The organism is Pseudomonas sp. HTZ2 (assembly GCF_033173945.1).
Taxonomy (GTDB): domain Bacteria; phylum Pseudomonadota; class Gammaproteobacteria; order Pseudomonadales; family Pseudomonadaceae; genus Aquipseudomonas; species Aquipseudomonas guariconensis.
On the sequence record NZ_CP137332.1, the window covers coordinates 4169880 to 4193988 of the forward strand.

General features: G+C 64.1%; 21 protein-coding genes. 15 read left to right on the forward strand and 6 right to left on the reverse strand.

From position 1 onward, the window contains the following. Positions 1-73 precede the first annotated feature (73 nt). Both htpG and R6G97_RS19295 read left to right on the forward strand, forming a co-directional pair. Positions 74-1981 (forward strand): molecular chaperone HtpG, encoded by a 1908-nt coding sequence (gene htpG / locus R6G97_RS19290; RefSeq protein WP_043211396.1) that lies wholly within the window; start codon positions 74-76, stop codon positions 1979-1981. 55 nt (positions 1982-2036) lie between these two features. After that, a complete protein-coding gene (locus R6G97_RS19295) occupies positions 2037-2762 on the forward strand; it encodes a dienelactone hydrolase family protein (RefSeq protein ID WP_043211395.1) in 726 nt (241 codons plus the stop codon). A 122-nt stretch (positions 2763-2884) separates the two neighbouring features. On the opposite strand, the gene R6G97_RS19300 is transcribed toward R6G97_RS19295, so the two are convergent. Beyond that, positions 2885-3748, reverse strand: a complete 864-nt coding sequence (locus tag R6G97_RS19300; protein ID WP_043211393.1) for a pirin family protein — start codon at positions 3746-3748, stop codon at positions 2885-2887. Between the two features lie 116 nt (positions 3749-3864). Between R6G97_RS19300 and R6G97_RS19305 the strand changes: the two genes are divergently transcribed. Both R6G97_RS19305 and R6G97_RS19310 read left to right on the forward strand, forming a co-directional pair. Then, entirely contained in the window at positions 3865-4872 is a 1008-nt protein-coding gene (locus R6G97_RS19305) for an amidohydrolase family protein (RefSeq protein WP_043211390.1), read from the forward strand. Positions 4873-4981: 109 nt separating this feature from the next. Continuing rightward, entirely contained in the window at positions 4982-6607 is a 1626-nt protein-coding gene (locus tag R6G97_RS19310) for a methyl-accepting chemotaxis protein (RefSeq protein ID WP_182818386.1), read from the forward strand. A 93-nt stretch (positions 6608-6700) separates the two neighbouring features. Here the strand turns inward: R6G97_RS19310 and fabB are convergent, their stop codons facing one another. The 5 genes from fabB to R6G97_RS19335 all read right to left on the reverse strand — a co-directional run bounded on the left by fabB (position 6701) and on the right by R6G97_RS19335 (position 13697). Next, a complete protein-coding gene (fabB, locus tag R6G97_RS19315) occupies positions 6701-7921 on the reverse strand; it encodes a beta-ketoacyl-ACP synthase I (protein WP_043211385.1) in 1221 nt (406 codons plus the stop codon). Between the two features lie 11 nt (positions 7922-7932). Beyond that, positions 7933-8448: a 3-hydroxyacyl-[acyl-carrier-protein] dehydratase FabA gene (gene fabA / locus R6G97_RS19320; protein WP_043211383.1), complete on the reverse strand. Its 516-nt coding sequence runs from the start codon at positions 8446-8448 to the stop codon at positions 7933-7935. A 292-nt stretch (positions 8449-8740) separates the two neighbouring features. Next, positions 8741-10666, reverse strand: coding sequence for an ATP-binding protein (locus tag R6G97_RS19325; protein WP_070574175.1), 1926 nt, complete (start codon positions 10664-10666; stop codon positions 8741-8743). Further along, the gene (locus R6G97_RS19330) at positions 10663-11553 is read right to left on the reverse strand and encodes an ABC transporter substrate-binding protein (RefSeq protein WP_102081765.1); all 891 of its coding nucleotides are present in this window, start codon (positions 11551-11553) and stop codon (positions 10663-10665) included. Before R6G97_RS19330 ends, R6G97_RS19325 begins: the two co-directional genes overlap by 4 nt. Further along, on the reverse strand, positions 11553-13697 hold the full coding sequence (locus tag R6G97_RS19335; protein ID WP_177343699.1) for a TonB-dependent receptor plug domain-containing protein: 2145 nt from the start codon (positions 13695-13697) through the stop codon (positions 11553-11555). Before R6G97_RS19335 ends, R6G97_RS19330 begins: the two co-directional genes overlap by 1 nt. 136 nt (positions 13698-13833) lie before the next feature. On the opposite strand from R6G97_RS19335, the gene R6G97_RS19340 reads away from it, so the two are divergent. The 11 genes from R6G97_RS19340 (at position 13834) to kdpC (ending at position 24056) form a co-directional block, all read left to right on the forward strand. Continuing rightward, positions 13834-14859, forward strand: coding sequence for an NAD(P)H-dependent glycerol-3-phosphate dehydrogenase (locus tag R6G97_RS19340; protein WP_043211374.1), 1026 nt, complete (start codon positions 13834-13836; stop codon positions 14857-14859). 15 nt (positions 14860-14874) lie between these two features. Beyond that, positions 14875-15222 carry a DUF4389 domain-containing protein gene (locus R6G97_RS19345; protein ID WP_043211372.1) on the forward strand — a complete coding sequence of 116 codons (348 nt, stop codon included), beginning with the start codon at positions 14875-14877 and terminating at the stop codon, positions 15220-15222. Then, positions 15219-15677, forward strand: coding sequence for a phosphohistidine phosphatase SixA (sixA, locus tag R6G97_RS19350; protein WP_182818390.1), 459 nt, complete (start codon positions 15219-15221; stop codon positions 15675-15677). Before R6G97_RS19345 ends, sixA begins: the two co-directional genes overlap by 4 nt. Before the next feature lie 163 nt (positions 15678-15840). Beyond that, positions 15841-16629 carry an alpha/beta fold hydrolase gene (locus tag R6G97_RS19355; RefSeq protein ID WP_090345896.1) on the forward strand — a complete coding sequence of 263 codons (789 nt, stop codon included), beginning with the start codon at positions 15841-15843 and terminating at the stop codon, positions 16627-16629. Continuing rightward, positions 16626-17480, forward strand: a complete 855-nt coding sequence (locus R6G97_RS19360; protein WP_182818392.1) for an alpha/beta fold hydrolase — start codon at positions 16626-16628, stop codon at positions 17478-17480. The genes R6G97_RS19355 and R6G97_RS19360 overlap by 4 nt, the downstream gene beginning before the upstream one ends. 109 nt (positions 17481-17589) lie before the next feature. Beyond that, positions 17590-18372: a DUF4892 domain-containing protein gene (locus R6G97_RS19365; RefSeq protein ID WP_043211363.1), complete on the forward strand. Its 783-nt coding sequence runs from the start codon at positions 17590-17592 to the stop codon at positions 18370-18372. Positions 18373-18384: 12 nt separating this feature from the next. Continuing rightward, positions 18385-19437, forward strand: a complete 1053-nt coding sequence (locus tag R6G97_RS19370) for an AI-2E family transporter (protein WP_090345889.1) — start codon at positions 18385-18387, stop codon at positions 19435-19437. A gap of 183 nt (positions 19438-19620) precedes the next feature. After that, the gene (gene kdpF, locus R6G97_RS19375; RefSeq protein ID WP_043211358.1) at positions 19621-19710 is read left to right on the forward strand and encodes a K(+)-transporting ATPase subunit F; all 90 of its coding nucleotides are present in this window, start codon (positions 19621-19623) and stop codon (positions 19708-19710) included. A 9-nt stretch (positions 19711-19719) separates the two neighbouring features. Next, positions 19720-21414, forward strand: a complete 1695-nt coding sequence (kdpA, locus tag R6G97_RS19380; RefSeq protein ID WP_102081767.1) for a potassium-transporting ATPase subunit KdpA — start codon at positions 19720-19722, stop codon at positions 21412-21414. 9 nt (positions 21415-21423) lie between these two features. Then, entirely contained in the window at positions 21424-23478 is a 2055-nt protein-coding gene (gene kdpB / locus R6G97_RS19385) for a potassium-transporting ATPase subunit KdpB (RefSeq protein WP_317847377.1), read from the forward strand. A gap of 11 nt (positions 23479-23489) precedes the next feature. Further along, on the forward strand, positions 23490-24056 hold the full coding sequence (gene kdpC, locus R6G97_RS19390; protein WP_043215936.1) for a potassium-transporting ATPase subunit KdpC: 567 nt from the start codon (positions 23490-23492) through the stop codon (positions 24054-24056). The last annotated feature ends 53 nt before the right edge of the window (positions 24057-24109 follow it).

Here is a 24109-nt window from a genome sequence, read left to right on the forward strand (position 1 = left end):
GACATCCGCCGCCAACGCAGCCCTTCGAGGGGCGCCAGGTGGCCACCGCCAACAGATCGGAGTTTTGAAGACCATGAGTGTGGAAACTCAAAAAGAAACCCTGGGCTTCCAGACCGAGGTAAAGCAACTGCTGCACCTCATGATCCATTCCTTGTATTCGAACAAGGAGATCTTCCTGCGTGAGCTGATTTCCAACGCCTCCGACGCCGCCGACAAGCTGCGTTTCGAAGCGCTGGCCAAGCCAGAGCTGCTCGAAGGCGACGCCGAGCTGAAGATCCGCGTTAGCTTCGACAAGGACGCCGGCACCGTGACCCTCGAGGACAACGGTATCGGCATGAGCCGTGAAGACGTCATCACGCACCTGGGCACCATCGCCAAGTCCGGCACTGCCGACTTCATGAAGAACTTGACCGGTGACCAGAAGAAGGACTCGCACCTGATCGGCCAGTTCGGCGTCGGCTTCTATTCGGCGTTCATCGTCGCCGACAAGGTCGATGTCTACAGCCGTCGCGCAGGTCTTCCTGCCGCCGAGGGTGTCCACTGGTCGTCCAAGGGTGAAGGCGAGTTCGAAGTCGCCACGCTCGACAAGCCGCAACGCGGTACCCGTATTGTCCTGCACTTGAAGAAGGGCGAAGAAGAGTTCGCCGATGGTTGGCGCCTGCGCAACATCGTCAAGAAATACTCCGACCATATTGCTCTGCCGATCGAACTGCCCAAGCAGCACGTCGAGACCGCCGAAGGCGAAGAAAAGCCTGCCCAGGAATGGGAAACCGTCAACCGCGCAAGCGCCCTGTGGACCCGTCCGCGTACCGAGATCAAGGACGAGGAGTACCAGGAGTTCTACAAGCACATCGGCCATGACTTCGAGAACCCGCTGGCCTGGAGCCACAACAAGGTCGAAGGCAAGCTGGAGTACAACTCGCTGCTGTACGTGCCGGCCCGCGCACCGTTCGACCTGTACCAGCGCGAAGCGCCGCGCGGCCTGAAGCTGTATGTGCAGCGCGTATTCATCATGGACCAAGCCGAGTCGTTCCTGCCGCTTTACCTGCGTTTCATCAAGGGTGTGGTCGATTCCAATGACCTGTCGCTGAACGTCTCGCGCGAAATCCTGCAGAAGGATCCGATCATCGACTCGATGAAGTCGGCGTTGACCAAGCGCGTGCTGGACATGCTGGAGAAACTGGCGAAGAACGAGCCTGAACAGTACAAGAGCTTCTGGAAGAACTTCGGTCAGGTGATGAAGGAAGGCCCGGCCGAAGACTTCGCCAACAAGGAGAAGATTGCCGGCCTGCTGCGCTTTGCCTCGACCGCCGACGAAAGCGGCGAGCAGAGCGTTGCGCTGGCGGACTACCTGGCCCGCGCCAAGGAAGGCCAGGACAAGATCTACTACCTGACCGGCGAGTCCTACGCACAGGTCAAGAACAGTCCGCACTTGGAAGTCTTCCGCAAGAAAGGCATCGAGGTTCTGCTGCTGACTGACCGCATCGACGAGTGGCTGATGAGCTACCTCAATGAGTTCGACGGCAAGGCCTTTGTCGATGTCGCCCGTGGCGACCTGGACCTGGGCAAGCTGGACTCAGAGGAAGACAAGAAGGCCCAGGAAGAAGTCGCCAAGGAGAAGGAAGGCCTGGTCGAGCGCCTGAAGACCGCCCTGGGTGAGAGTGTCGCCGAAGTGCGTGTCTCGCACCGTCTGACCGACTCGCCGGCGATCCTTGCCATCGGCGAGCAGGACCTGGGCCTGCAGATGCGCCAGATCCTCGAGGCCAGTGGTCAGAAGGTGCCGGACTCCAAGCCGATCTTCGAATTCAACCCGAGCCACCCGCTGATCGAGAAGCTGGATAATGAACAGAGCGAGGACCGCTTTGCGGAGCTTTCCCACATCCTGTTCGACCAGGCTGCGCTGGCAGCAGGTGACAGCTTGAAGGATCCGGCGGCGTACGTTCGTCGCCTGAACAAGCTGTTGGTCGAATTGTCTGCTTGAGTTGAAGACAAAGCCCGCTTCGGCGGGCTTTTTTCATGGTGCAAGGAGGAGTTTGATGAGCAAGGTAATCGTCGAATCGCTGGTCTATCACCATGCGGGCAAGGCCTACGAGAGCCGCCTGGTCTATGAGCCGGGCGCGCTGCCCCAGCCGGGCCTGGTGATGGCGCCGAACTGGATGGGCGTCGGCGAAGGCGCCGAACGGATTGCCAAGGAAGTGGCCAGCCAGGGGTATGTGGTGCTGGTTGCTGACCTTTACGGACAATCGGTTCGTCCATCCAATGCCGACGAGGCGGGCGCGGCGATGATGCCGCTCAAGAATGACCGTGGCGAACTGCGCAAGCGCATGCAGGAAGCCTTGGCACAATTGCTCGGGCAGTCCAAGGCATTGCTGGAGCCGGGCAAGGTGGCGACCTTTGGCTTCTGTTTCGGTGGTTGCTGCGCTCTGGAGCTGGCCCGTACCGGCGCCGACCTACGGGCGGCAGTGTCGTTCCACGGGACGCTGGATACGCCGAACCCGGCCGATGCCCAGCGCATCAAAGGCTCTGTGCTGGTGTTGCACGGTGCTTCCGACCCGCTGGTGCCAAAGGAGCAGTTGCCGGCGTTCGAGGAGGAGATGAACGCGGCCAAGGTCGACTGGCAATTGCTCAGTTATGGCGGTGCGGTGCACTCGTTCACCGACCCGTCCGCCAACGTGCCCGGCAAGATGCAATACGACCGCCGTACCAGCGAGCGTGCGTTCCGTGCCATGCACAACCTGCTGGACGAAGTGTTCCAGCGCTGACTGGGCAAGGGCTGCGCGGCAGCCCATCGCAGGCTAAGCCAGCGCCCACGGATCTGCCGCGCTACAACGCCACAAGCCCCTTGGGTCCTTGCGAGGCCTGCGTTGACCACATGGCGGCCCTCTCAACGCGGCAATTCGATCCGCGACGTTTCCCCCGGCACTGTCGGCCAATCCCCCGCAGCCCAGCGCGCCCGGGCCTGTTCGATCAGTTCCGGATCGCTGGCCACGAAGTTCCAGTTCATCCGCCGTGGCCCATCCAGCGGCGCGCCACCGATCAGCACCAGCTGGCACTCGCTTTGTGCATACAGCGTCACCTCTTCGCCTTCGGGCAGTACCAGCAGGTTGCATGGCTCGACCTCGTCCTCGCCCAGCAGCAGCTCGCCATCAAGCAGGTAGAGGGCACGCTCGGCATGTTCGAGGGGCACGTTGAGCGTGGTGGCCGCCTGCATTTGTACCAGGGCATACAGGGTAGGGGAGAGCACCGGCACTGGGGATTCAAGACAAAACCCTTGGCCTGCGATCATGCGGATGCTTACGCCCAGATTGTCGCTGACCGGCAGGCTATCAGCCGGATGATGGCTGTAGCTGGGCGGCCCTTGCTCATTCTCGCGGGGCGAAGCCAGCCATACCTGTAGGCCATGCAGGCGCGAACCCCTGCTCAAGGCATCGGCGGGAGTGCGCTCGACGTGAGCGACGCCGCTACCTGCAGTCATCCAGCTGACATCGCCGGGCAGGACGCGCTGTTCGGAGCCCAGGCTGTCCTTGTGCAGGATTTCGCCTTCGAACAAATACGTCAGGGTCGACAGGCCGATATGCGGGTGTTGGCGGATGTCCATGCCGCTGCCGGGGGCATAGCGTGTATCGAGCATGTGGTCGAAGAACACGAAAGGACCCACGCTGCGACACTGGGCCGATGGCAGTGGGCGCAGGATCGGTTGGCCCTCTACCGATTCGGCGCGCGGATGAATGATCAAGGGGCGGCTCATGACAGGGCTCCAGGCGGGCGACGGATGCCTCAAGCATAGCGGTTCAGCGAAGCGGGCTGAACCGCCTTGCGCAGGCTCGGGTCTACTCTTCTCCAAGCCGCAGAGGAAAGACCACCATGATCGCCAGAGCGCTGGCCTGCCTGCTGTTGTCCACCGTCCTGTGCCTGACGGTGCAGGCGCGGGATTACCGCTACAGTGATGCCCACCTGCATTACGTCGACTTCTTCCAGGAGAGCGAGGGCATGGCTGCGCTGTTCAAGGCCATGGACGAGGCTGGGGTCGAGCAGTCCATGATCGCGGGTATTCCCGTGGCCAAGAAGTGGCATGAAGATGAGCCCAAGCGCCCGCGCTACTACGCCGGTGATGATGCGGACGCCTACTGGTACAGCGCCACCGATGTCTACGTCGCCGCCGCGGTGCAGCAGTTGCCGCCGCAGCAGCGCCGACGTTTGCATCCATTTCTCAGCGGCTTCAATCCGGTGGACAAGAATGCCGTCAGCCACATCGAGCGCATGCTTGAGCTGTACCCAGGGCTTTGGCAGGGCATTGGCGAGGTGTTCACCCGTCATGACGATCTGACTGCGCTCACCAGTGGCGATACGCCCAGGGCCAACAATGAGGCCATGACGCGGATCTATCACTTGGCGGCCGAGCGTGACTTGCCGGTGCTCATCCATTCCAACATCACCTCCAAGCGCGAGCGCAACCCGCTTTACCTGGCGGAGATCGAAGAGCCACTGCGTAACCATCCACACACCCGCTTCATCTGGGCCCATGCCGGTACCAGCGCGGAAATCCATCGGCATCAGACACAGATGAACTTCCTCCTGCCAGTGCTCACCCGGCTGCTCGAAGACTACCCGAACCTGTATATCGATCTCTCTTGGAGCATGCGCGAGCCTTACTTGCTGGACGGGCAGGGCAAGCCGCACGAGGCATGGGTCAAGCTGGTCGAGCGGTTCCCGGGGCGTTTCATGCTCGGTTCGGATGTGGTCGGGCGCTTTTCCGGAATCGGCGAGCAGATGCACGGTTTTGATGCCTTCCTCGATGCGCTGCCGGTCGAAGTGGCCAACCGTGTGGCGCACACGAATTTTCTGTCAGTGCTACCGGGTGCACCAAAATAATGCGTGCCGCTTGATTCTGGCCCTTTGATATTGCCTTTTCGTCTTAAGCAAATTCGGCCCCTCCCCGATAGTGTCTATAACAACGACAACGTGGCAGAGGGAGCTGTACATGAGTCTGAGACGTTTGAATATCGCCCCCCGTGCGGGGCTTGGCTTTGGCCTGATGGCCTTGCTGGTCGCCCTGCTCGGGGGCTTTTCTCTCCAACAGATGACACAGATGCGCCAGCAAGCCGAGCAGGTGGACGACAACTGGTTGCCCAGTGTCATTTCGGTCGGGCGCATGACTCAGGACATGTTGCGAATCCGCGCCCTGACCTTGCGCCTGCTGATCGACCCGGCGCCGGCGGCACAACAGCAGAACCGTGCGCGTATCGAAGAACTCAAAGCCGGCTTGAACGAAGTCCAGCAGCGTTATAAGGCGCTGATCGTGTTGCCGGAAGAGCACACGCTGCTCACTCGCTACCAAGGGCTTGAACGCCAATACCTGGACCTGCAGGGCCAGGTAATGCAACTGGCGGGCGAAGGGCGCACCGATGCGGCCGCGACCTTGGTCAACGGCGAGATGAACCAGTTCGCTGACCAGATGACCGCGACCCTCAACGAACTGATCGAGCTGAACATCCACCATGCCGATCGCGCCACGGATCTTGCCGAGGCGGTCTACGCAGGGGCCAAGGTCTGGGTGTGGGGATTGTTACTGGTGGCGGTGACCATGACCGTGGTCCTGGCGCTGGCCCTGACACGCAGTATCGTGCGGCCGCTGGGGCAGTCGTTACAGGTGGCTGAGACGGTCGCCAAGGGCGACCTGACGCCGCAGATCACTGTGCAGGGCGAGGACGAGCCTGCGCGCTTGCAGGCGGCGCTCAAGGTCATGCAGCAGAGCCTGCGTGACACCATCGGACGAATTTCCGATTCGGCGGGACAGTTAGCTTCAGCTTCCGAGCAGCTCAGTGCGGTTACCGAGGACGCTACCCGAGGGTTGCAGCAACAGAGCCAGGAAATCGAACAGGCGGCGACGGCCGTCAACCAGATGACCTCGGCAGTGGAGGAGGTGGCGAGCAATGCGGTAGCGACGTCAGAGGCCTCCCGCGAGTCCGACCGTATCGCCCGCCAGGGGCGTGAACAGGTGCAGGCGACCGTGCATGCCATCGAGTCCCTGGCGGCGGGCGTGGCCGACAATGCCGATGAGGTCGGGCAACTGGCCCAGCAGGTTCAGGACATCAGCAAGGTGCTGGATGTGATAGGTGCTATTGCTGAACAGACCAACCTGTTGGCGCTCAATGCCGCTATCGAGGCGGCGCGGGCGGGAGAGGCGGGGCGTGGCTTTGCGGTGGTGGCTGATGAGGTAAGGGCGTTGGCCCACCGCACACAGACGTCTACCCGCGAGATTGAGCAGATGATCGTTGCCATCCAGGCCGGCACCGAACGTGCGGTGCACGGCATGCAACAAAGCAATGAGCGGGCGCGTTCGACCCTTGAGGGTGCCCATGCCGCGGGCGAGGCGTTGGAGGCGATCACGGCGGCCATAGCGCGGATCAACGAACGCAACCTGGTGATCGCCAGTGCATCGGAAGAGCAGGCTCAGGTGGCCCGAGAAGTGGATCGCAACCTGACCACCATCCGCGACCTGGCGCACCAGTCCTCGGCGGGGGCCGAGCAGACCTCGGCGGCGAGCCAGGCCTTGTCGCAGCTGGCGGTGGATCTGAACGCACTGGTGCACAGGTTTTCGGTGTAGCCCAGCAAGGGCAAGGCCCTCGCTCTGTTCTTGCAGCCAAACGAAAACGCCCCGAACCAGTCGGGGCGTTTTCGTTGCAGCGAGGTCAGGCTGTTACTTGCCAGTCCAGCGCTTGAGCACCAGGGTGGCGTTGGTGCCACCGAAGCCGAAGCTGTTGCTCATGACCGTGTCGATCTTGGCGTTTTCTTCGGTCTGGCGCAGGATCGGCAGGTCGGCGACCTCCGGGTCCAGCTCGTCGATATTGGCGGAGCCGGCGATGAAGTTGTTTTCCATCATCAGCAGGCAGTAGATCGCCTCGTGTACGCCTGCGGCACCCAGGGAGTGGCCGGACAGGCTCTTGGTCGAGCTGATCTTCGGAGCCTTGTCGCCGAACACTTCACGTACACCTTTGATCTCGGCGACGTCACCGACCGGAGTCGAGGTGCCGTGGGTGTTGAGGTAGTCGATCGGGGTGTCGACGGTGGCCAGCGCCTGCTGCATGCAGCGGATCGCGCCTTCGCCGCTCGGGGCAACCATGTCGTAGCCGTCGGAAGTTGCGCCGTAGCCGACGATTTCGGCATAGATCTTGGCGCCACGGGCCAGGGCATGTTCCAGCTCCTCGACCACGACCATGCCGCCACCACCGGCGATGACGAAGCCATCGCGGTCAGCGTCATAGGCGCGCGAGGCCAGTTCAGGGGTTTCGTTGCGCTTGGTCGACAGGGCGCCCATGGCATCGAACAGGAACGACTGGCTCCAGTGCTCTTCTTCACCGCCGCCGGCGAAGACGATGTCCTGCTTGCCCCACTGGATCTGCTCCAGGGCGGTGCCGATGCAGTGTGCGGAGGTGGCGCATGCCGACGAGATCGAGTAGTTGATGCCCTTGATCTTGAACGGGGTGGCCAGGCACGCCGATACCGTGCTGCCCATGGTGCGGGTGACGCGGTACGGGCCGACGCGCTTGACGCCTTTCTCGCGCAGGGTATCCAGGGCTTCCATCTGGTTCAGGGTGGAGGCGCCGCCGGAACCTGCAACCAGGCCGGTACGCGGGTTGGAGACTTGCTCCTCGGTCAGACCGGCGTCCTTGATCGCGTCCTGCATGGCCAGGTAGGCGTAGGCAGCGGCATGGCCGACGAAGCGGTAGACCTTGCGGTCGATCAGCTCTTCGAGGTTGAGGTCGATGGAACCGGAAACCTGGCTACGCAGCCCCATTTCCTTGTATTCCGGGTTGTAACGGATACCCGGACGGCTGTTGCGCAGGTTTTCGGTGACGGTAGCTTTGTCATTGCCCAGGCACGATACGATGCCCAGACCAGTGATAACGACGCGGCGCATGCGAATAACCCTTAGAAATTGTCAGTGGAGGTGAACACGCCGACCCGCAGGCCTTCGGCGGTGTAGATCTCGCGGCCGTCGACGCTGACCGAGCCATCGGCGATGGCCATGTTCAGCTTGCCCTTCAGGACGCGCTTGATATGAATGTTGTAGGTGACTTTCTGGGCCGAAGGCAGTACCTGGCCGAAGAATTTCACTTCGCCCGAGCCCAAGGCGCGGCCGCGGCCTGGCAGACCCTGCCAGCCAAGGAAGAAACCGACCAGTTGCCACATGGCATCCAGGCCCAGGCAGCCTGGCATGACGGGGTCGCCCTCGAAGTGGCAGGCGAAGAACCACAGGTCCGGATTGATATCCAGCTCGGCGACCAATTCACCTTTGCCGTACTTGCCGCCTTCGGCGCTGATATGGGTGATGCGATCGACCATCAGCATGTTCGGGGCGGGCAGTTGCGCATTACCTGGGCCGAACAGCTCACCGCGACTGCAGCGCAGCAAATCTTCCCGAGTAAAGGCGTTTTGTTTGGTCATGCGAGCTCCTCAATAATCCCCGTGCGGCTGGGGCTGAATCTTCCCGGCCGGCTCGGCGGTTGAGTCCGAGACGGCAGCCTACAGGTAGACTATTGCGTTGTGGTGAAAGTCACAGCGCACCTGGCAAAGAAGTACAGGTGTGCACTGAAACGCTTATTTTCAGGGCCTATGCAGGTCCTGTCTAGTGGCCACGGCGGTTAATTCGGTTGCTTTGCGTCGTCGGGCGACCCGTCACCGACACCGGACAAGCCGCGTTCTGGCCTCCATCTCCCTAGACTGCCGCATTTCGGCGTTAATCGCCAGTCGCGGCTGTCCGTCCGGATAACCAGCGTTGCAGCACCTGCTGCAGTTCCGTTCGTTTGAAAGGCTTGCTCAGGTAGTCGTTCATCCCCGCTGCCAGGCATCGCTCGCGATCGCCCTGCAGCGCGTTGGCCGTGAGGGCGATGATCGGCACCTGCGCGCCGTTGGGCAGCAGGCGGATACGCCGAGTGGCCTCGTAGCCGTCCACAACGGGCAGGCGGCAGTCCATCAGCACGGCGGCGAAGCGTTGTTCAAGCACCTGCTCGACGGCCTGAAGACCATCGAGGGCGGTGACGACATCGAAGCCCAGGCTGCGCAGCATGGCCTCGATGACGCTCTGGTTGACCGGGTTGTCTTCTACCAGCAGGATCTGCCCGCCTTCCCAGGCCGCTTGGCCTTCGACGTCCTGGGCCGGCAGCAAGGTCGCCGTGGCGCTGGCCAGGGCCAAAGGCATTTCCAGGGTGAAGGTCGAGCCCAGCCCTTCGCGGCTTTCGCCGCGCAACTGCCCGCCCATGCGCTCGGCGAGGGTCCGTGCGATCGCAAGGCCAAGGCCTGTGCCGCCATAGCGACGGGAAATCGAGCTGTCGGCCTGCTGGAAGGCCACGAACATCATCTCCAGGCGGTCGCTGTCGATGCCGATGCCGGTGTCACGCACCGCGCAGGTGAACCACACCTGTTGGGCATCCAGGGCCCGCCAGCGGGCCTCCACTTCCACTTGGCCGTGTTCGGTAAATTTCAAGGCGTTGCCGATCAGGTTCAGCAAGATCTGGCGGATCCGTGTCGGATCGCCTGTGACCTGCAACTGGTCGATGCCTTGGGGGAGCTGCAAATGCAGGCCCAGCCCGCGCTGCTGGGCGCTGTGCTGGAACGACTGAACGCTGCTGCTGATCAGCTCGCCCAGGTTGAAGGCGATGTGTTCGAGTTCCAGCGTGGTGCGCTCGATCCGCGAGAAGTCGAGGATGTCGTTGATCACCTTGAGCAGATGCCCGGTGGATTCGCTGGCCACGGCGGTGTAGTCAGCCTGCTCGCTGGTCAGCGGGGTGGTCTCGAGCAGTTGCAGCATGCCCAGGACACCGTTCATGGGGGTGCGCAGTTCATGGCTCATCATCGCCAGGAACTCCGATTTGGTCCGGTTGGCTTGCTCGGCCTCCTCACGCGCCTGAATCATCTGCGCCATGGCCTGCTTCTGCTCGGTGCTGGCTTTCTCCAAGGCACTGGCCAGGTTGTTGATGTGTCGGGCCAGGTGCCCCAGCTCGCTGTCGTCGACTTCCGGCACCTGGGTCTTGAATTCGCCCTTCTGGATGGCCTTGACCGCATGCCCCATGTCGCTGATCGGCTTGGCCAGGCTCATGGCCAGGCGGCGGGCGAGCAGAAAGGTGAACAGCAAGGCGAACAGGGCCAGGATGCCGGCCTTTATCACGATTTCCTGCTGGCGCTGGCTGAAGGCATCGTCGGACATGCCCACGATCACCCGCCCCAGATAGTCATCGCCAATGCTGGGAGCAGGCGCGTTGCCCTGTTGCAAGAAGTCGTTGTCCAGGCGGATCTGCTGCAGGCGGATCGGCGCCTGGAACACTTCCACGCGCTGGGCACGGTTGACGTTCTCGCCGTTCTGCTCGACGTACACCAGGATGTGGTTGCGGCTGTCCTGCACCTCGAGAAAGCGTACGTGCGGAATGCTCAGGGTCGCGCGCATGAGGCTTTCGAGTACCTCATTGTTGCCGGAAATCACGCCATATTCGGAGGCGGGAGCCAACTGGTTGGCGATCAGTTGCCCGGTATGGTTGAGCTCCTGGCGCAGGTCCTGCAGACGCACGAAGGTGAAGAAGCTGATCAGCAGCAGGGTCAGCAACAGGGCGGGGCCCAGGCTGATGATCTGGGTGCGGGTGTGGATGTCCCAGCTCAGGCGGTTGCTCATGGGGTGGGCTCTCCTTCGGCCAGGACCACGGCGGCGGCCTTGGGGTCGATCGGCTCCAGCCCCAGGGCGCGAGCCACTTGCTGGTTGCCGCTGACCCCATAGTGCGTGGGGTAGTGGCTGCGCGGCCAACTGGTGGGCGAGCGGTCGAGCAATTGGTCGAGCACCGCTAGCCAGTCGTCCTGGTCGCTGAAGGTGCTGGCCAGCGCCCCGGCGCGGACAAAACCTGCGTTGGGACCGATCAGCGCCATCTGCCGGCCATAGCTGCTGAGCAGGACGTTCTTGGCGGTCTTGGAGTTGTACAGGTCGGGGTCGTCGATCCCCAGCAGGACATCGCTGTTGCTCAGCAGGTGTTGCAGCGGGCGGCTGTCGCGCGGGTCCGGCCAGTCCTGTGCGACGATCTCAAGGCCCAGCGGGCGGGCGGCCAGGCGCAGTTCGTCAAGCATGAAGCGGCTATGTTCGCCGTACAGCACACCGATTCGTCGCGCCTGTGGCAACAAGTAGCGCGTCAGGCGCAATTGCCGACCAGGCGGTGGATCGCTCCACAACAGGCACAGGTAGGCGGGACGCGACTTTCCCAGGCGTTGTTCCGCCTGTACCCGGCTGACCCGCAAGGCCAGCGCCGGAGGGCCAGCGGCCTCGCCCAGGCGCCATTCGAATGCTGCGCTGTCGAGCAGCACCAGGCGCACATCAGCCTTCAACTGCCCTGGCTTGGGCAGGGCGTCGACGGTCTTGAAATGCACCTGGTCGTTGGGACGGCGCGCTTCCAGGGCGGAGACGAAGCTGCGTACGCCTGGTTGGTCGCTGGCGCCTACCAACAGAATCTCGCTGGCTGATACCGCGCCCAAAGGCCACAGGCAGAACAGCAACAGGCGCAGCAACAAGGCCATCAGAACTCCAGCTCCGCGCTCACGCTCAAGCGGTGACGGCTGTCGTAGCGGTTCTGCGGCACGGTGACCGGCTCGTCATCCAGGCGCTGCTGCCAGAGCGCGGCCAGCTCAAGATTGCTGCCCTGGATGCGAAAGCGTTTGGCCACGCGCAGGTCGAGGCGTTCGTAGCGGTACTGGTTGAGCGCGTCGTCACCGTAGTAGAACAGGGCGCTGGACCAGCCCTGGCCCCATTCGCGCATCCAGCCGGCCGAGCCACTGTTGCGTGCGCTCAGGCGTCGGTCGCTGGGGTTGCTGGCCCAGGCATCGACGTAGGCGTAGGTCAGGCGCAGTCGGTCACGCAGGGTAGGGCGCCAGTCCAGCTGCGCTTCGCTGCCGCTGAAGCGGGCCTTGTTGGCGTTGCTGGCGATGTACTGGTTGTTGCGCAACGGCTCGCTGATCATTCCGGTGATCTCGTCATAGAACAACTTCACATCCATGTTCAAATCGATGTCGCTGAAATTGCCGTTGTAGCCCAGCTCCCGCGAGCGCATGCGCTCTTGTTCGAGGTCGCCAGGGCCGCGGGTCTTGACGAAGTATTCGCCGTGCTGCAACCCATACACGTTGGGGGTCAGGTTGTTGACCGTGTAGCTCCAGTTGACGTTGTTCTCGAACATGTCCGGCGAGCGCACCGCCTCGGAGTACACCGCGCGCAAACCGTGACGCGGGGTGATCAGGTAGTTGACCGCCATGCGCGGGGTGAGCGAGCTGCCCGACAGGCGCGAGTCCTCGAACATCGCGCCACCCTGGAGAATCCAGTGCTCGTCGGCGCGCCACTCCAGTTGACCGAACAGGCGCCAGGTCTGGTCGTCCAGGCTGCCGTTGAAGTAGGTCTGCGAGTCGGCGCGATCATAACGGTAGTTCATTCCGCTGAGCAGACGCAGGTTGTCGGTCAGGCTCAGGGTGTCCTGGACCTCGAGATCGAAGCGGGTTTCCCGAGTGCTTTGGTCCACATCGCCGCAAACCACTTCACGACCACCATTGGCCCATTGGCTGGCGATCTGGTCGCGCAGGGCGTTCTGCACGGGGTCGCTGCTGGGGGGCGGGTTGTTGGCGTTGCGTGCCACTTGCTCGGCATAGTCCGGGTTGATCTGCCAGAGCCGCGTCAGCTCCGGGCTGAAGGCGATGGCCGCATCGCAGGCCAGCCAGACCTGTTGCCGGTCGAAGTGCTGGGCCGAGCCCTGGACATACAGGCTGTGTTCGGGATTGAAATCGATGTTCCAGCGCATCGAGCCCGCATAGTCCTTGGCATTGACGTCGGCGTTGTCGCCTCGGGCGGTCACGAAGGGAAACACCGGCTGATAGGTATAGGGCCGCTGATTGCTCCCTTCCTTGGCCGCCAGTTGCCATTCAAGGGTCTGGTTGACCGCCAGGTTGTGGCTGGCGCTGAGGTTGAAGCGGTTGAGGCGGCGGCTGTCGCGGTAGTCGTTGCCGAACTGGTCCTCGTCGAAGCCATCATCCTGCATGCCGGACAGCGACAGGCGCATGTCGCCGCCTTCCCAGCCGAAGCCCTGGCTGGCGTAGTAATCGTTGATGCCGTCCTGGCCGCGGGTCACCTTCACGCGGGTGCCATGGCTGTCGGCGGGGTTGCGGGTGAGGATGTTGACCACGGCCATCAAGGCGTTGGCCCCGTAACTCACGGTGTTGGGGCCGCGGAATACCTCGATCCGGTCGATGTCCTCGATGGCCAGCGGGATGTCGCTCCAGTCCACCGTGGCAAGGCCTGCGCGATACACCGAGCGGCCATCGATCAGCACTTGCATGCGCCGCGCGTCGTTGACGTTGCTGCCATGGTAGTTGACGGTCGGCTGGTTGCCGGCGACGTAGCCCACCATCATGCCGGGTACCAGGCGCATCAGCTCGGGAATGTCGCGTGCGCCGCTGGCGCGGATCAGTTCGCTGTCGAGCACCGTCATGCTGCCAGGTACGGCGGCCGGGGATTGTTTCAGGCGTGTCGCGGTCAGAACCTGCGGCAGGTCCTGGTTGTCGAGGAACATGTCATCGGCCAGGGCCGGGCCGCCCAAGAGGGCAGTCAGCAACAGCAGGCGAGGGTAAGGTGGCGTGCCAGGGAACACGGTACGGCCTTGTTTCAGAGATGAAACAGGCATGTTAACTGACCGCTTGGGTTTTGCCAGTGCGATTTGATATCCATACGCAGGGCTGGCACTGCCACTGGCTCTGTCGCATGCGCGCCGTATAATGCCCCGGTCGCCAACTTAACTTATTGGCTTTAACGGATTGGATATGACTGAACAGCAACCTGTTGCAGTTCTTGGGGGCGGCAGCTTCGGCACCGCCGTGGCGAACTTGCTGGCCGAAAACGGCGTGCCGGTCCGGCAATGGATGCGTGACCCCGAGCAGGCCGAGGCCATGCGCGTCAATCGCGAGAATCCTCGCTACCTCAAAGGCATTCGCCTGCAGGACGGGGTGGAACCTGTCAACGACCTGCTGGCCACGTTGCAGGCCTGCGACCTGATCTTCGTCGCGCTACCTTCCAGCGCCTTGCGCAGCGTGCTGGCGCCCCATGCCGAACTGTTGCGCGGCAAGGGTCTGGTCAGCCTGACCAAGGGCATCGAGGCGCAAAGTTTCAAGCTGATGAGCCAGATCCTCGAAGAGATCGCGCCCGAGGCCCGCATCGGCGTGCTGTCGGGGCCGAACCTGGCCCGCGAGATCGCCGAACACGCCCTGACCGCCACCGTGGTCGCCAGTGAGGACGAAGCCCTCTGCCAACGTGTGCAGGCGGTGTTGCATGGCCGCACCTTCCGCGTCTACGCCAGCGCCGACCGCTTCGGCGTCGAACTCGGCGGCGCGTTGAAGAACGTCTACGCCATCATTGCCGGCATGGCCGTCGCCCTGGGCATGGGCGAGAACACCAAGAGCATGCTGATCACCCGCGCGCTGGCCGAGATGACCCGCTTCGCCGTGAGCCAGGGCGCCAACCCCATGACTTTCCTGGGCCTGGCCGGGGTTGGCGACTTGATCGTCACCTGCTCCTCGCCCAAGAGCCGCAACTATCAGGTCGGCCATGCCCTGGGCCAGGGTCTGAGCCTGGAGCAGGCGGTGAGTCGCCTGGGCGAGGTGGCCGAAGGGGTCAACACCCTCAAGGTACTCAAGGCCAAGGCCCAGGAGGTACAGGTGTACATGCCGCTGGTGGCTGGCCTGCACGCGATCCTCTTCGAGGGGCGTACGCTGAACCAGGTGATCGAGCACCTGATGCGCGCCGAGCCCAAGACCGACGTCGATTTCATTTCCATCAGCGGTTTCAATTGATCCCGGAGCACATGCATGAACGACACAGCCAACCGCGCCCAGCGCGAATCGATCATCCTGCGGGTACTGTGGATGCTGGTGTTCCTCTTGGTCTGGCACATGGCGCAACTGTTGCTGGGTGGCCTGGTGCTGGTCCAGCTGATCTACCGCCTGGTCTATGGCGCGCCCAGCGGTAGCCTGATGAATTTCGGCGACAGCCTGAGCCAGTTCCTGGCGCAGATCGGCCGCTTTGGCACCTTCCACAGCGACCAGAAGCCCTGGCCGTTCGCCGACTGGCCGACCCCTCGCGCCCCTGAAGGCGAAGTGCCTCACGAAGTTGCCTCGGCGCCTCATCCGGTGCGTGATCAGGAGCCCAAGCTGTGAAGGTCTGGGTGCTGCGCCACGGCGAGGCCGAGCCACGCGCCAACACCGACGCCGAGCGGCGCCTGACCAACCATGGTCGCGAGCAGGTGCTGCGTAGTGCCGCGCGCCTGTTGGGCCAACCGCTGCAGGCGATCATCGCCAGCCCGTACGTTCGAGCCCAGCAGACAGCCGCTCTGGTGCACGACGCCTTGGGCTTGGATGAGCCGGTGCGTACCGTGCCTTGGCTCACCCCCGACAGCGATGTCGGGCAGGTGATCGGCGAGCTGGACCAACTGGGCCTGGAGCACGTGCTGCTGGTGAGTCACCAACCCTTGGTCGGCACCTTGGTAGGCATGCTCGAACACGGCCATGGCCAGCAACCGGCGCCGCTGAGCACAGCGACCCTGGCTGAGCTGGAAGGGGACTGGCCGCTGGCTGGGTTGATGACCTTGCACGGGCTGTACCACGCCGGCTGACCCTGGCTGTTGAAGGTGCCTTCTTCGCGGGTTCACGCGCGAAGAAGGCGACACACATGCCAGGCATGTCCGGATCGCCCTCAGCGATGACCTTTCCGAACGTTGCCGCCCCAGCACGCCATGCCGACAATGGGCCATCACTTCCCATTCAGACCAGGCCGCCATGTCGCAGCAGATCTTCTTCGCCCACGCCAATGGCTTCCCTTCGGCCACCTACGGCAAGTTGTTCGCCGCCCTGGCGCCGGACTACCAGGTCCAGCACCTGGCGCAACATGCCCACGACCCCCGATTCCCGGTCAACGACAACTGGCAGAACCTGGTCGATGAGTTGCTTCACCACCTGGCCCAGCAGGGGCAGCCGGTCTGGGGCGTCGGCCATTCCCTGGGTGGCCTTCTGCACCTGCATGCCGCGCTACGTTGCCCGCAGTACTACCGAGGCGTGGTAATGCTCGATTCGCCTGTGCTGACCCGCGCCGACCAGTGGATGATCCGCGCGGCCAAGCGCCTGGGCTTCATCGACCGCATCACCCCGGCCGGGCGCACCCTGGGGCGTCGCGAGGCATTCCCCGACCGTGACAGCGCACGGGCCTACTTCGCCGGCAAGACGTTGTTCCGCCACTTCGACCCCGATTGCCTGGAGGCGTATCTGGAGCACGGCCTGCAAGCCACCCAGGAGGGCTTGCGCCTGCGCTTCGACCCCACGACCGAGATCGACATCTACCGCAGTATCCCCCACCTCAGCCCGGCGCCAGCGCGCCAGCTGCAGGTACCGCTGGCGGTGGTGCGTGGCGACCAGAGCCGGGTGATCCGCCGCCACCATGCCCTGGCGGTGCGCGGCATTCCCCGGGGCGAATACCACAGCCTGCCCGGTGGGCACATGTTCCCGCTGGAGCGGCCGGGGGATACAGCGCACTTGATCAAGGGCCTGTTCGATCGCTGGAGTCGAGCATGAGCACGCATGTCGAAGAGATCCGTCTGAGCCTCGGCCATATCGAGCTGGCGGCGCACCTGTTCGGGCCGGATGACGGTCTGCCGGTGATCGCCTTGCATGGCTGGCTAGACAACGCCAACAGCTTCGCCCGCCTTGCGCCGCGCCTCGACGGGCTGCGCGTAGTCGCCCTGGACCTGGCCGGGCATGGCTATTCCGAGCATCGCCCTGTCGGCGCCGGTTACGCTTTGGCCGACTACGCCCACGATGTGCTACGGGTGGCCGAGCAACTGGGCTGGAAGCGCTTTGGTCTGCTCGGACACTCGTTGGGCGCAATCATCAGCGTGCAGCTGGCGGGAGCCTTGCCCGATCGCATCAGCCACCTGGCGTTGATCGACGGCGTGATCCCGCCCACGGCCCGCGAGCAGGACGCCGCCGAACGCCTGGGCATGGCGCTGCAGGCGCAACTGCGCTTGGATGGCAAGCACAAGTCGGTGTACGCGACCCTTGAAGATGGCGTGCAGGCGCGCATGAAAGGCATGGTCGCGGTCAGCCGCGAAGCCGCCGAGCTGCTGGCCCAGCGTGGCCTGATGCCGGTGCCGGGCGGCTACAGCTGGCGCAGCGACAGCCGCCTGACCTTGCCATCACCGGTACGCCTGAACGAGGCGCAGGCCATGGCCTTCGTGCATCGGGTCGCGTGCCCGGCCTGCCTGGTGGTGGCGGCCGATGGCATGCTCGCGCAGCACACAGCCTTGCTGGAGCAGCTACCCTTTGAGCAGGTCACGCTGCCCGGTGGCCATCACCTGCATTTGAATGACGAACCGGGCGCAACCCTTGTTGCAGACTGTTTCAATCGCTTCTTCGGCTTTTCTTGACTTGCACAGGACAAGTGTCGAGGCTTGGCGGGTTGAACACGGAGACAACCATGCAAATGCCAGACATCCTGGATTACCCCATCGGCGCCCTGTGCGTGACAGGTGGCCGATGATCACGCGCACACTGATCGCCGTTTGCCTGGGCTTGGCCAGCCCCTTGTCGTGGGCCGGCAGCCTGCCCGTGCCGGTGGATGCCAAAGTGGTCGACCAGCGTCCGGCCGTGGAGCAGGAGCGGGTCTATCCCATGGGCCCTTTACGCAAGATCAGCGGCCGCCTGAGGGTGGACGAAAAAGTCGAAAGCCGCGGTCAGGTCAGTTCCGTCACCTATGAGCTCCCTGTCGAACGGACTGCCCGCGAGGCCTTCACCAGTGCCCGCGAGGCCTTGCAGCGCGAGGGGGGCTATCCGCTGTTCTGGTGCCAGGGCCGCGATTGCGGCGAAGCCAGCCTGTGGGCCAACGAAGTATTCGCCAATGCCCGCCTCAATGGTGGTGACGAGCAACAGGCGTTCATCCTCCTGCGCCGCTCCGCCGAAGAGGCCGACACCTTGGTCTCGCTCTACAGCGTCACCCGTGGCAATCGCCGCGCCTACCTGCACGTCGAGGAGTTCGTGGCCGACCAGCCTCTGGGCGAGCTGTTGCCGACACCAGCCACGGTGCTGCGCGAACTGCGCGACACCGGCAAGCTGGACTACCCTGACCTTGCCGCACCGCAGCCCACCTGGGTGGCCTTGCTCGGGCGCAGCCTGAACCTGGACAGCACCCTGCGCGCCAGCCTCAGCGGCGCCCAGGCCGAAGCCTGGCGCGAGCAACTGGTAAACGCCGGCGTGCGCAGTACCCGCCTGGAAGTCGGGACGGCACCCACCGATGGCCTGCACCTTGAGCTGATCCGTTGAATGAGTCCCTCCATGCCCAACAATGACCGCCTGCTGATCCAGATCCTGCTGCTGGCCCTGCTCGGGGCCGGGTTGTGGGTGATGGCGCCTTTCATTTCGGCATTGCTCTGGGGCGCCATCCTGGCCTTCGCCAGTTGGCCGCTGATGCGCTTGCTCACCCGCGCGCTGGGCGGGCGCGAAACGCTCGCCGCGAGCCTACTGACCGCCGTGTGGATCCTGGTGGTGGCCTTGCCGCTGGTGTGGCTCGGCTTCAATCTGGCCGACCACATCCGTGATGCCACCGCGTTCATCCGGGACGTGCAGGTCGACGGCTTGCCCGACGCCCCCGACTGGCTGGGCAGCATCCCCCTGGTGGGGGAGCGACTGGTGCGCTGGTGGGATTCCATGGATCAACAGGGCGCGGCCTTGCTGGCCTCGGTCAAGCCGCACCTGGGGCAGGTCGGCAACTGGCTTCTGGCGCGCAGTGCGCAGATTGGCAGCGGCGCGTTGGAGCTGACCCTGAGCCTGGTGTTCGTGTTCTTCTTCTACCGTGACGGGCCGCGCCTGGCGGCCTTCGTGCTGCGCCTGTTGCAGCGGTTGATGGGGGAACGCGCCGAGTATTACCTGGACCTGGTGGCTGGCACCGTGCAGCGCGTGGTCAACGGCGTGATCGGCACTGCCGCGGCCCAAGGCTTGCTGGCTTTGATCGGCTTCCTGATCGCCGGTGTGCCGGGCGCCATCGTGCTGGGGCTGGTGACCTTCATGCTCAGCCTGATTCCCATGGGGCCGCCGCTGGCCTGGATACCTGCCACCGGCTGGCTGGTGTGGAAGGGTGAGTACGGCATGGCGGTGTTCCTCGGCCTGTGGGGCACCTTCATCATCAGCGGCGTCGACAACGTCCTCAAGCCGTACTTGATCAGCCGCGGTGGCAACCTGCCGTTGGTGATCGTGCTGCTCGGGGTGTTCGGCGGGCTGATCGCCTTTGGCTTCATCGGCCTGTTCATCGGGCCGACCTTGCTGGCGGTGGGCTATAGCCTGCTGCTGGACTGGAGCCGTAACGCGGGGCAGCAGACACCCCAGCGGTAGTCAGGCCAAGGCTCTCCATGCCGCCATCCTTGCGGGGTACCCGCGACGATGGCGGCTGCCGAAAAGGCTGATCTTTACGCACTCTTTATGCCCTGACCCCACCCCCCATCTCGTCCCTTTACGCCCCTCCCTCGGACAATTTCCCTAAAGCGGCCCATGCGCCGTACCAAGGGAGATGCGCACATGAACATGCTGGACGGGGTGTCACTGCTGCTGGCAGTGGCGTTGGCGATGTACCTGCTGGTGGCGCTGCTGCGCGCCGATCGCAGTTAAGGGGCGGCCATGCACAGTTACGACTACCTATTGCTGTTGGCGTTCTTCGCCATCGTGCTGCTGCCAGCACCTTGGCTCGGGCGCTTTTGCTTCAAGGTGATGGAAGGGCAGCGCACCTGGCTGACACCGGTGCTCGGCCCGCTGGAGCACGGTTGCTACCGCCTGGCCGGTGTACGCGCCGAGCAGGAGCAGAACTGGAAGCAATACACCCTGGCCTTGCTGGCCTTCAACCTGGTCGGCTTCGTATTGCTGTTCACCGTGCTCCTGCTCCAGGGGTATCTGCCGCTGAACCCGCAGCAGCTGCCGGGGCAGGAATGGACGCTGGCGTTCAACACTGCAGTCAGTTTCATGACCAACACCAACTGGCAGGCCTACAGCGGTGAAGCGTCGGTCAGCTACCTGAGCCAGATGATCGGCCTGACTGTGCAGAACTTCGTGAGCGCCGCCACCGGTCTTGCCGTGCTGGTCGCCCTGTGCCGAGGGATTGCCCGTCGCTCCACCACCACGTTAGGCAATTTCTGGGTCGACTTGACCCGCGCCACCCTCTACGTGCTGCTGCCACTGTGCCTGGTGCTGGCACTACTGCTGGTGTGGCAGGGCGTGCCGCAAACCTTCGCCGACTACGCCCACGCACTGACCTTGCAAGGCAGCGACCAGGCACTTCCCCTTGGCCCGGCCGCCAGCCAGATCGCCATCAAGCAACTGGGCACCAACGGCGGCGGCTTTTTCGGCGTCAACTCGGCGCACCCGTTCGAGAACCCCACAGCCTGGAGCAATCTGTTCGAGGTGGCATCGATCATCCTCATTCCGGCAGCGCTGGTGTTCACCTTCGGCCATTACGTCAAAGACTTGCGCCAGAGCCGGGCGATCCTCGCCTGCATGCTGGGCCTGTTCCTGATCGGCGGCGCTACGGCGCTGTGGTCCGAGCAACAGCCCAACCCTGCCTTGGAAAGCGCCCAGGTACAACAGACCGCGCCGCTCGAAGGCAAGGAAAGCCGCTTCGGCACCACCGCCTCGGTGCTATGGAGCGTGACCACCACCGCCGCCTCGAACGGTTCGGTCAATGCCATGCATGACAGCCTCAACCCGCTCACGGGCATGGTGGCCATGGTCAATATGATGGTCGGCGAGGTGATCTTCGGCGGCGTCGGCGCAGGCCTTTACGGCATGTTGCTGTTCGTGCTGATCGCCGTGTTCCTGGCGGGCCTGATGATCGGTCGCACGCCAGAGTACTTGGGCAAGAAGCTCCAGGCGCGGGAGGTGCAACTGCTGGTGGCGACCTTGCTGGTGATGCCGGTGGGTGTGCTGGTGCTCGGCGCCATCACCGCGAGCCTCCCCGGGCCTGCCAGTGCCGTGACCAATCCCGGTGCCCACGGCTTCAGCCAACTGCTTTATGCCTATACCTCCGGCACCGCCAACAACGGTTCGGCGTTCGCCGGTTTCGGTGCCAACACGCCGTACCACAACCTGATGATCGGCCTGGCCATGCTTATCGGCCGCTTCGGCTACATCCTGCCGGTGCTCGCCCTGGCTGGCAGCCTGGCAGCGAAGAAGAGCGCGCCCCAGGGGCTGAACAGCTTCCCCACCCATGGCCCGCTGTTCGTGGTCCTGCTGCTGGTGACCATTGTGCTGGTCGGTGGCCTGACTTTCCTGCCGACCCTGGCCCTCGGGCCGATTGCCGAACACCTGAGCCTGGGCTTCTGAGGACCTCCCATGAACATGCCTATTCCTGATGTCAAAGCCAACCGCACCGCCGTGGACCAGACCCGCTTCGCCGCGCTCTGGCGTCCGGCCCTGGTCCAGGCTTTCGTCAAGCTCGACCCCCGCCAACTCAAACGCTCTCCGGTGATGTTGGTGGTCGCCCTGACCGCGCTGCTGACCACGCTGCTGTGCTTCGTCCCCGGCAGTGGCGTGGGGACCGGCGTAGCCCTGCAGATCGCCCTGTGGCTGTGGTTCACCGTGCTGTTCGCCAACTTCGCCGAAGCCTTGGCCGAAGGCCGTGGCAAGGCCCGTGCCGACAGCCTCAAGGCCGGCAGTCAGGGCCTGACCGCCCAGCGTCGCACCGTCGATGGCCGCTTCGAGACCGTGCCCGCCACCCAACTGCGCAAGGACGATGTGGTCAAGGTCGTTGCCGGCGAGTTGATCCCCGGTGACGGCGAGGTGCTCGAAGGCATCGCTGCGGTCAACGAGGCGGCCATCACCGGCGAGTCGGCCCCTGTGATCCGTGAGTCCGGCGGCGACCGCTCGGCGGTGACCGGCAACACCCGCCTGGTTTCGGACTGGCTGTTGATCCGCATCACCAGCAACCCCGGCGAGTCGACCCTGGATCGCATGATCGCCTTGGTCGAAGGCGCCAAACGCCAGAAGACCCCCAACGAAATCGCCCTGGATATCCTGCTGATTGGCCTGACGTTGATCTTCCTGATCGTGGTGGTGACGTTACAGCCGTTCGCCCATTTCTCGGCTGGCAGCCTGCCGCTGATCTTCCTTGCTGCGCTGTTGGTCACGCTCATCCCCACCACCATCGGTGGCCTGCTCTCGGCCATCGGCATCGCCGGCATGGACCGCCTGGTGCGCCTTAACGTCATCGCCCGCTCCGGCCGTGCGGTGGAGGCGGCGGGTGACGTGCACACGCTGATGCTCGACAAGACCGGCACCATCACCTTCGGCAACCGTCGTTGCAGTGCACTGCATGCCGCGCCCGGCATCACAGCGCGGGAACTGGGGGAGGGCGCGTTGTTCGCCTCGCTTGCCGACGACACTGCCGAGGGCAAATCGATTGTCGAATACCTACGTCAGCAACAGGCGTTCATCGAACCTTCGGCCAACCAGTTCGAAGCCATTGCCTTCAGTGCAGAGACGCGGCTCTCGGGTATCGACTTCCAGCAACGCTGCTACCGCAAGGGCGCGGTCGATGCGGTGTTGGCCTTCGTCGGCCTGCAACGCCTGGAGATGCCCACGCCGCTGGCCCGTGAAGTCGAGCGTATCGCCCAGAGCGGTGGCACACCGCTGCTGGTGTGCATCGACAAGCGTTTGCTGGGAGTGATCCACCTCAAGGATGTGGTCAAGCCCGGCATTCGCGAGCGTTTCGCCGAGCTGCGCAAGCTGGGGATCCGTACGGTGATGGTGACGGGCGACAACCCGCTGACCGCCGCTGCCATTGCCGCCGAAGCGGGGGTCGACGATGTGCTGGCCGAGGCCACGCCGGAGAAGAAGCTGGCGCGCATCCGCCAGGAACAGAACGACGGCCGCCTGGTGGCCATGTGCGGGGACGGCGCCAACGATGCCCCCGCCCTGGCCCAGGCCGATGTCGGCATGGCCATGAACGATGGCACCCAGGCCGCGCGCGAGGCGGCCAACATGGTCGATCTGGACAGCGACCCGACCAAGTTGCTGGACGTGGTCCAGGTGGGCAAGGAGCTGCTGGTCACCCGCGGTGCGCTGACCACGTTCTCCATCGCCAACGACGTGGCGAAGTACTTTGCCATCCTGCCGGCGCTGTTCGCCGCGATCTACCCGCAGTTGGGCGTGCTCAACCTCATGCAACTGCAGAGCCCGCAGAGCGCGATCCTCTCGGCCATCGTGTTCAACGCGCTGATCATCGTCGTGCTGATCCCGCTCGCACTGCGCGGCGTGCGCGTCCAGGCGGCGAGCGCGGCCCACCTGCTGCGACGCAACCTGCTGATCTACGGTGTGGGCGGCATCATCGTGCCGTTTGCCGGGATCAAGGCGATCGACCTCTTGCTCAACGCTTTGCACCTGGTTTGAAGGAGATGGACATGACCACTTACCTGCGCCCGGCCCTGAGCCTGGCCCTGCTGATGACCCTGGTCACCGGCGCGCTGTATCCCTTGGCGGTGACCGGCATCGCCCAGGTCGCCTTCCCCGAGCAGGCCAATGGCAGCCTGGTACGTGACGAGCAGGGGCGGGTGCGCGGCTCGGCCTTGATCGCCCAGGACTTCACTGGCGATGCCTGGTTCCACTCGCGCCCGTCGGCCGGCGCCTACGCCACCGTCGCCAGCAGCGCCAGCAACCTCTCGCCGAGCAATCCGGCCCTGGCCGAGCGGGTCAAGGCCGAGGCCTCTGCGCTTTATCAACCCCAGCAAGGTCCTGTACCCCTGGCCTTGCTGACCACCTCCGGCAGCGGCCTGGATCCGCACCTGCCGCCCGATGCCGTGGCCTACCAACTGCCCCGTGTGGCGTCGGCGCGGCAAGTGCCGGTGCAGCGCTTGCAAGCGTTGGTGGAAGCGTCCACCCTCCACCCATTGATCGGCCCGCCTGTGGTCAACGTGCTGGCGCTGAACCAGGCGCTGGAGCGCCTGGCCCCGATGCCCTCCGGCTCCTGAGCCTTATCGGAGCTGGCGAAGCCTGCGGCCTGCACAGCAGGCTCCAGGCTCTC

Bases quoted from the DNA above. Each gene is read 5' to 3' on its own strand.
- htpG (WP_043211396.1), top strand. From the start codon at position 74: ATGAGTGTGGAAACTCAAAAAGAAACCCTGGGCTTCCAGACCGAGGTA.
- R6G97_RS19295 (WP_043211395.1), top strand. From the start codon at position 2,037: ATGAGCAAGGTAATCGTCGAATCGCTGGTCTATCACCATGCGGGCAAG.
- R6G97_RS19300 (WP_043211393.1), bottom strand. From the start codon at position 3,748: ATGAGCCGCCCCTTGATCATTCATCCGCGCGCCGAATCGGTAGAGGGC.
- R6G97_RS19305 (WP_043211390.1), top strand. From the start codon at position 3,865: ATGATCGCCAGAGCGCTGGCCTGCCTGCTGTTGTCCACCGTCCTGTGC.
- R6G97_RS19310 (WP_182818386.1), top strand. From the start codon at position 4,982: ATGAGTCTGAGACGTTTGAATATCGCCCCCCGTGCGGGGCTTGGCTTT.
- fabB (WP_043211385.1), bottom strand. From the start codon at position 7,921: ATGCGCCGCGTCGTTATCACTGGTCTGGGCATCGTATCGTGCCTGGGC.
- fabA (WP_043211383.1), bottom strand. From the start codon at position 8,448: ATGACCAAACAAAACGCCTTTACTCGGGAAGATTTGCTGCGCTGCAGT.
- R6G97_RS19325 (WP_070574175.1), bottom strand. From the start codon at position 10,666: ATGAGCAACCGCCTGAGCTGGGACATCCACACCCGCACCCAGATCATC.
- R6G97_RS19330 (WP_102081765.1), bottom strand. From the start codon at position 11,553: ATGGCCTTGTTGCTGCGCCTGTTGCTGTTCTGCCTGTGGCCTTTGGGC.
- R6G97_RS19335 (WP_177343699.1), bottom strand. From the start codon at position 13,697: ATGCCTGTTTCATCTCTGAAACAAGGCCGTACCGTGTTCCCTGGCACG.
- R6G97_RS19340 (WP_043211374.1), top strand. From the start codon at position 13,834: ATGACTGAACAGCAACCTGTTGCAGTTCTTGGGGGCGGCAGCTTCGGC.
- R6G97_RS19345 (WP_043211372.1), top strand. From the start codon at position 14,875: ATGAACGACACAGCCAACCGCGCCCAGCGCGAATCGATCATCCTGCGG.
- R6G97_RS19355 (WP_090345896.1), top strand. From the start codon at position 15,841: ATGTCGCAGCAGATCTTCTTCGCCCACGCCAATGGCTTCCCTTCGGCC.
- R6G97_RS19360 (WP_182818392.1), top strand. From the start codon at position 16,626: ATGAGCACGCATGTCGAAGAGATCCGTCTGAGCCTCGGCCATATCGAG.
- R6G97_RS19365 (WP_043211363.1), top strand. From the start codon at position 17,590: ATGATCACGCGCACACTGATCGCCGTTTGCCTGGGCTTGGCCAGCCCC.
- R6G97_RS19370 (WP_090345889.1), top strand. From the start codon at position 18,385: ATGCCCAACAATGACCGCCTGCTGATCCAGATCCTGCTGCTGGCCCTG.
- kdpF (WP_043211358.1), top strand. From the start codon at position 19,621: ATGAACATGCTGGACGGGGTGTCACTGCTGCTGGCAGTGGCGTTGGCG.
- kdpA (WP_102081767.1), top strand. From the start codon at position 19,720: ATGCACAGTTACGACTACCTATTGCTGTTGGCGTTCTTCGCCATCGTG.
- kdpB (WP_317847377.1), top strand. From the start codon at position 21,424: ATGAACATGCCTATTCCTGATGTCAAAGCCAACCGCACCGCCGTGGAC.
- kdpC (WP_043215936.1), top strand. From the start codon at position 23,490: ATGACCACTTACCTGCGCCCGGCCCTGAGCCTGGCCCTGCTGATGACC.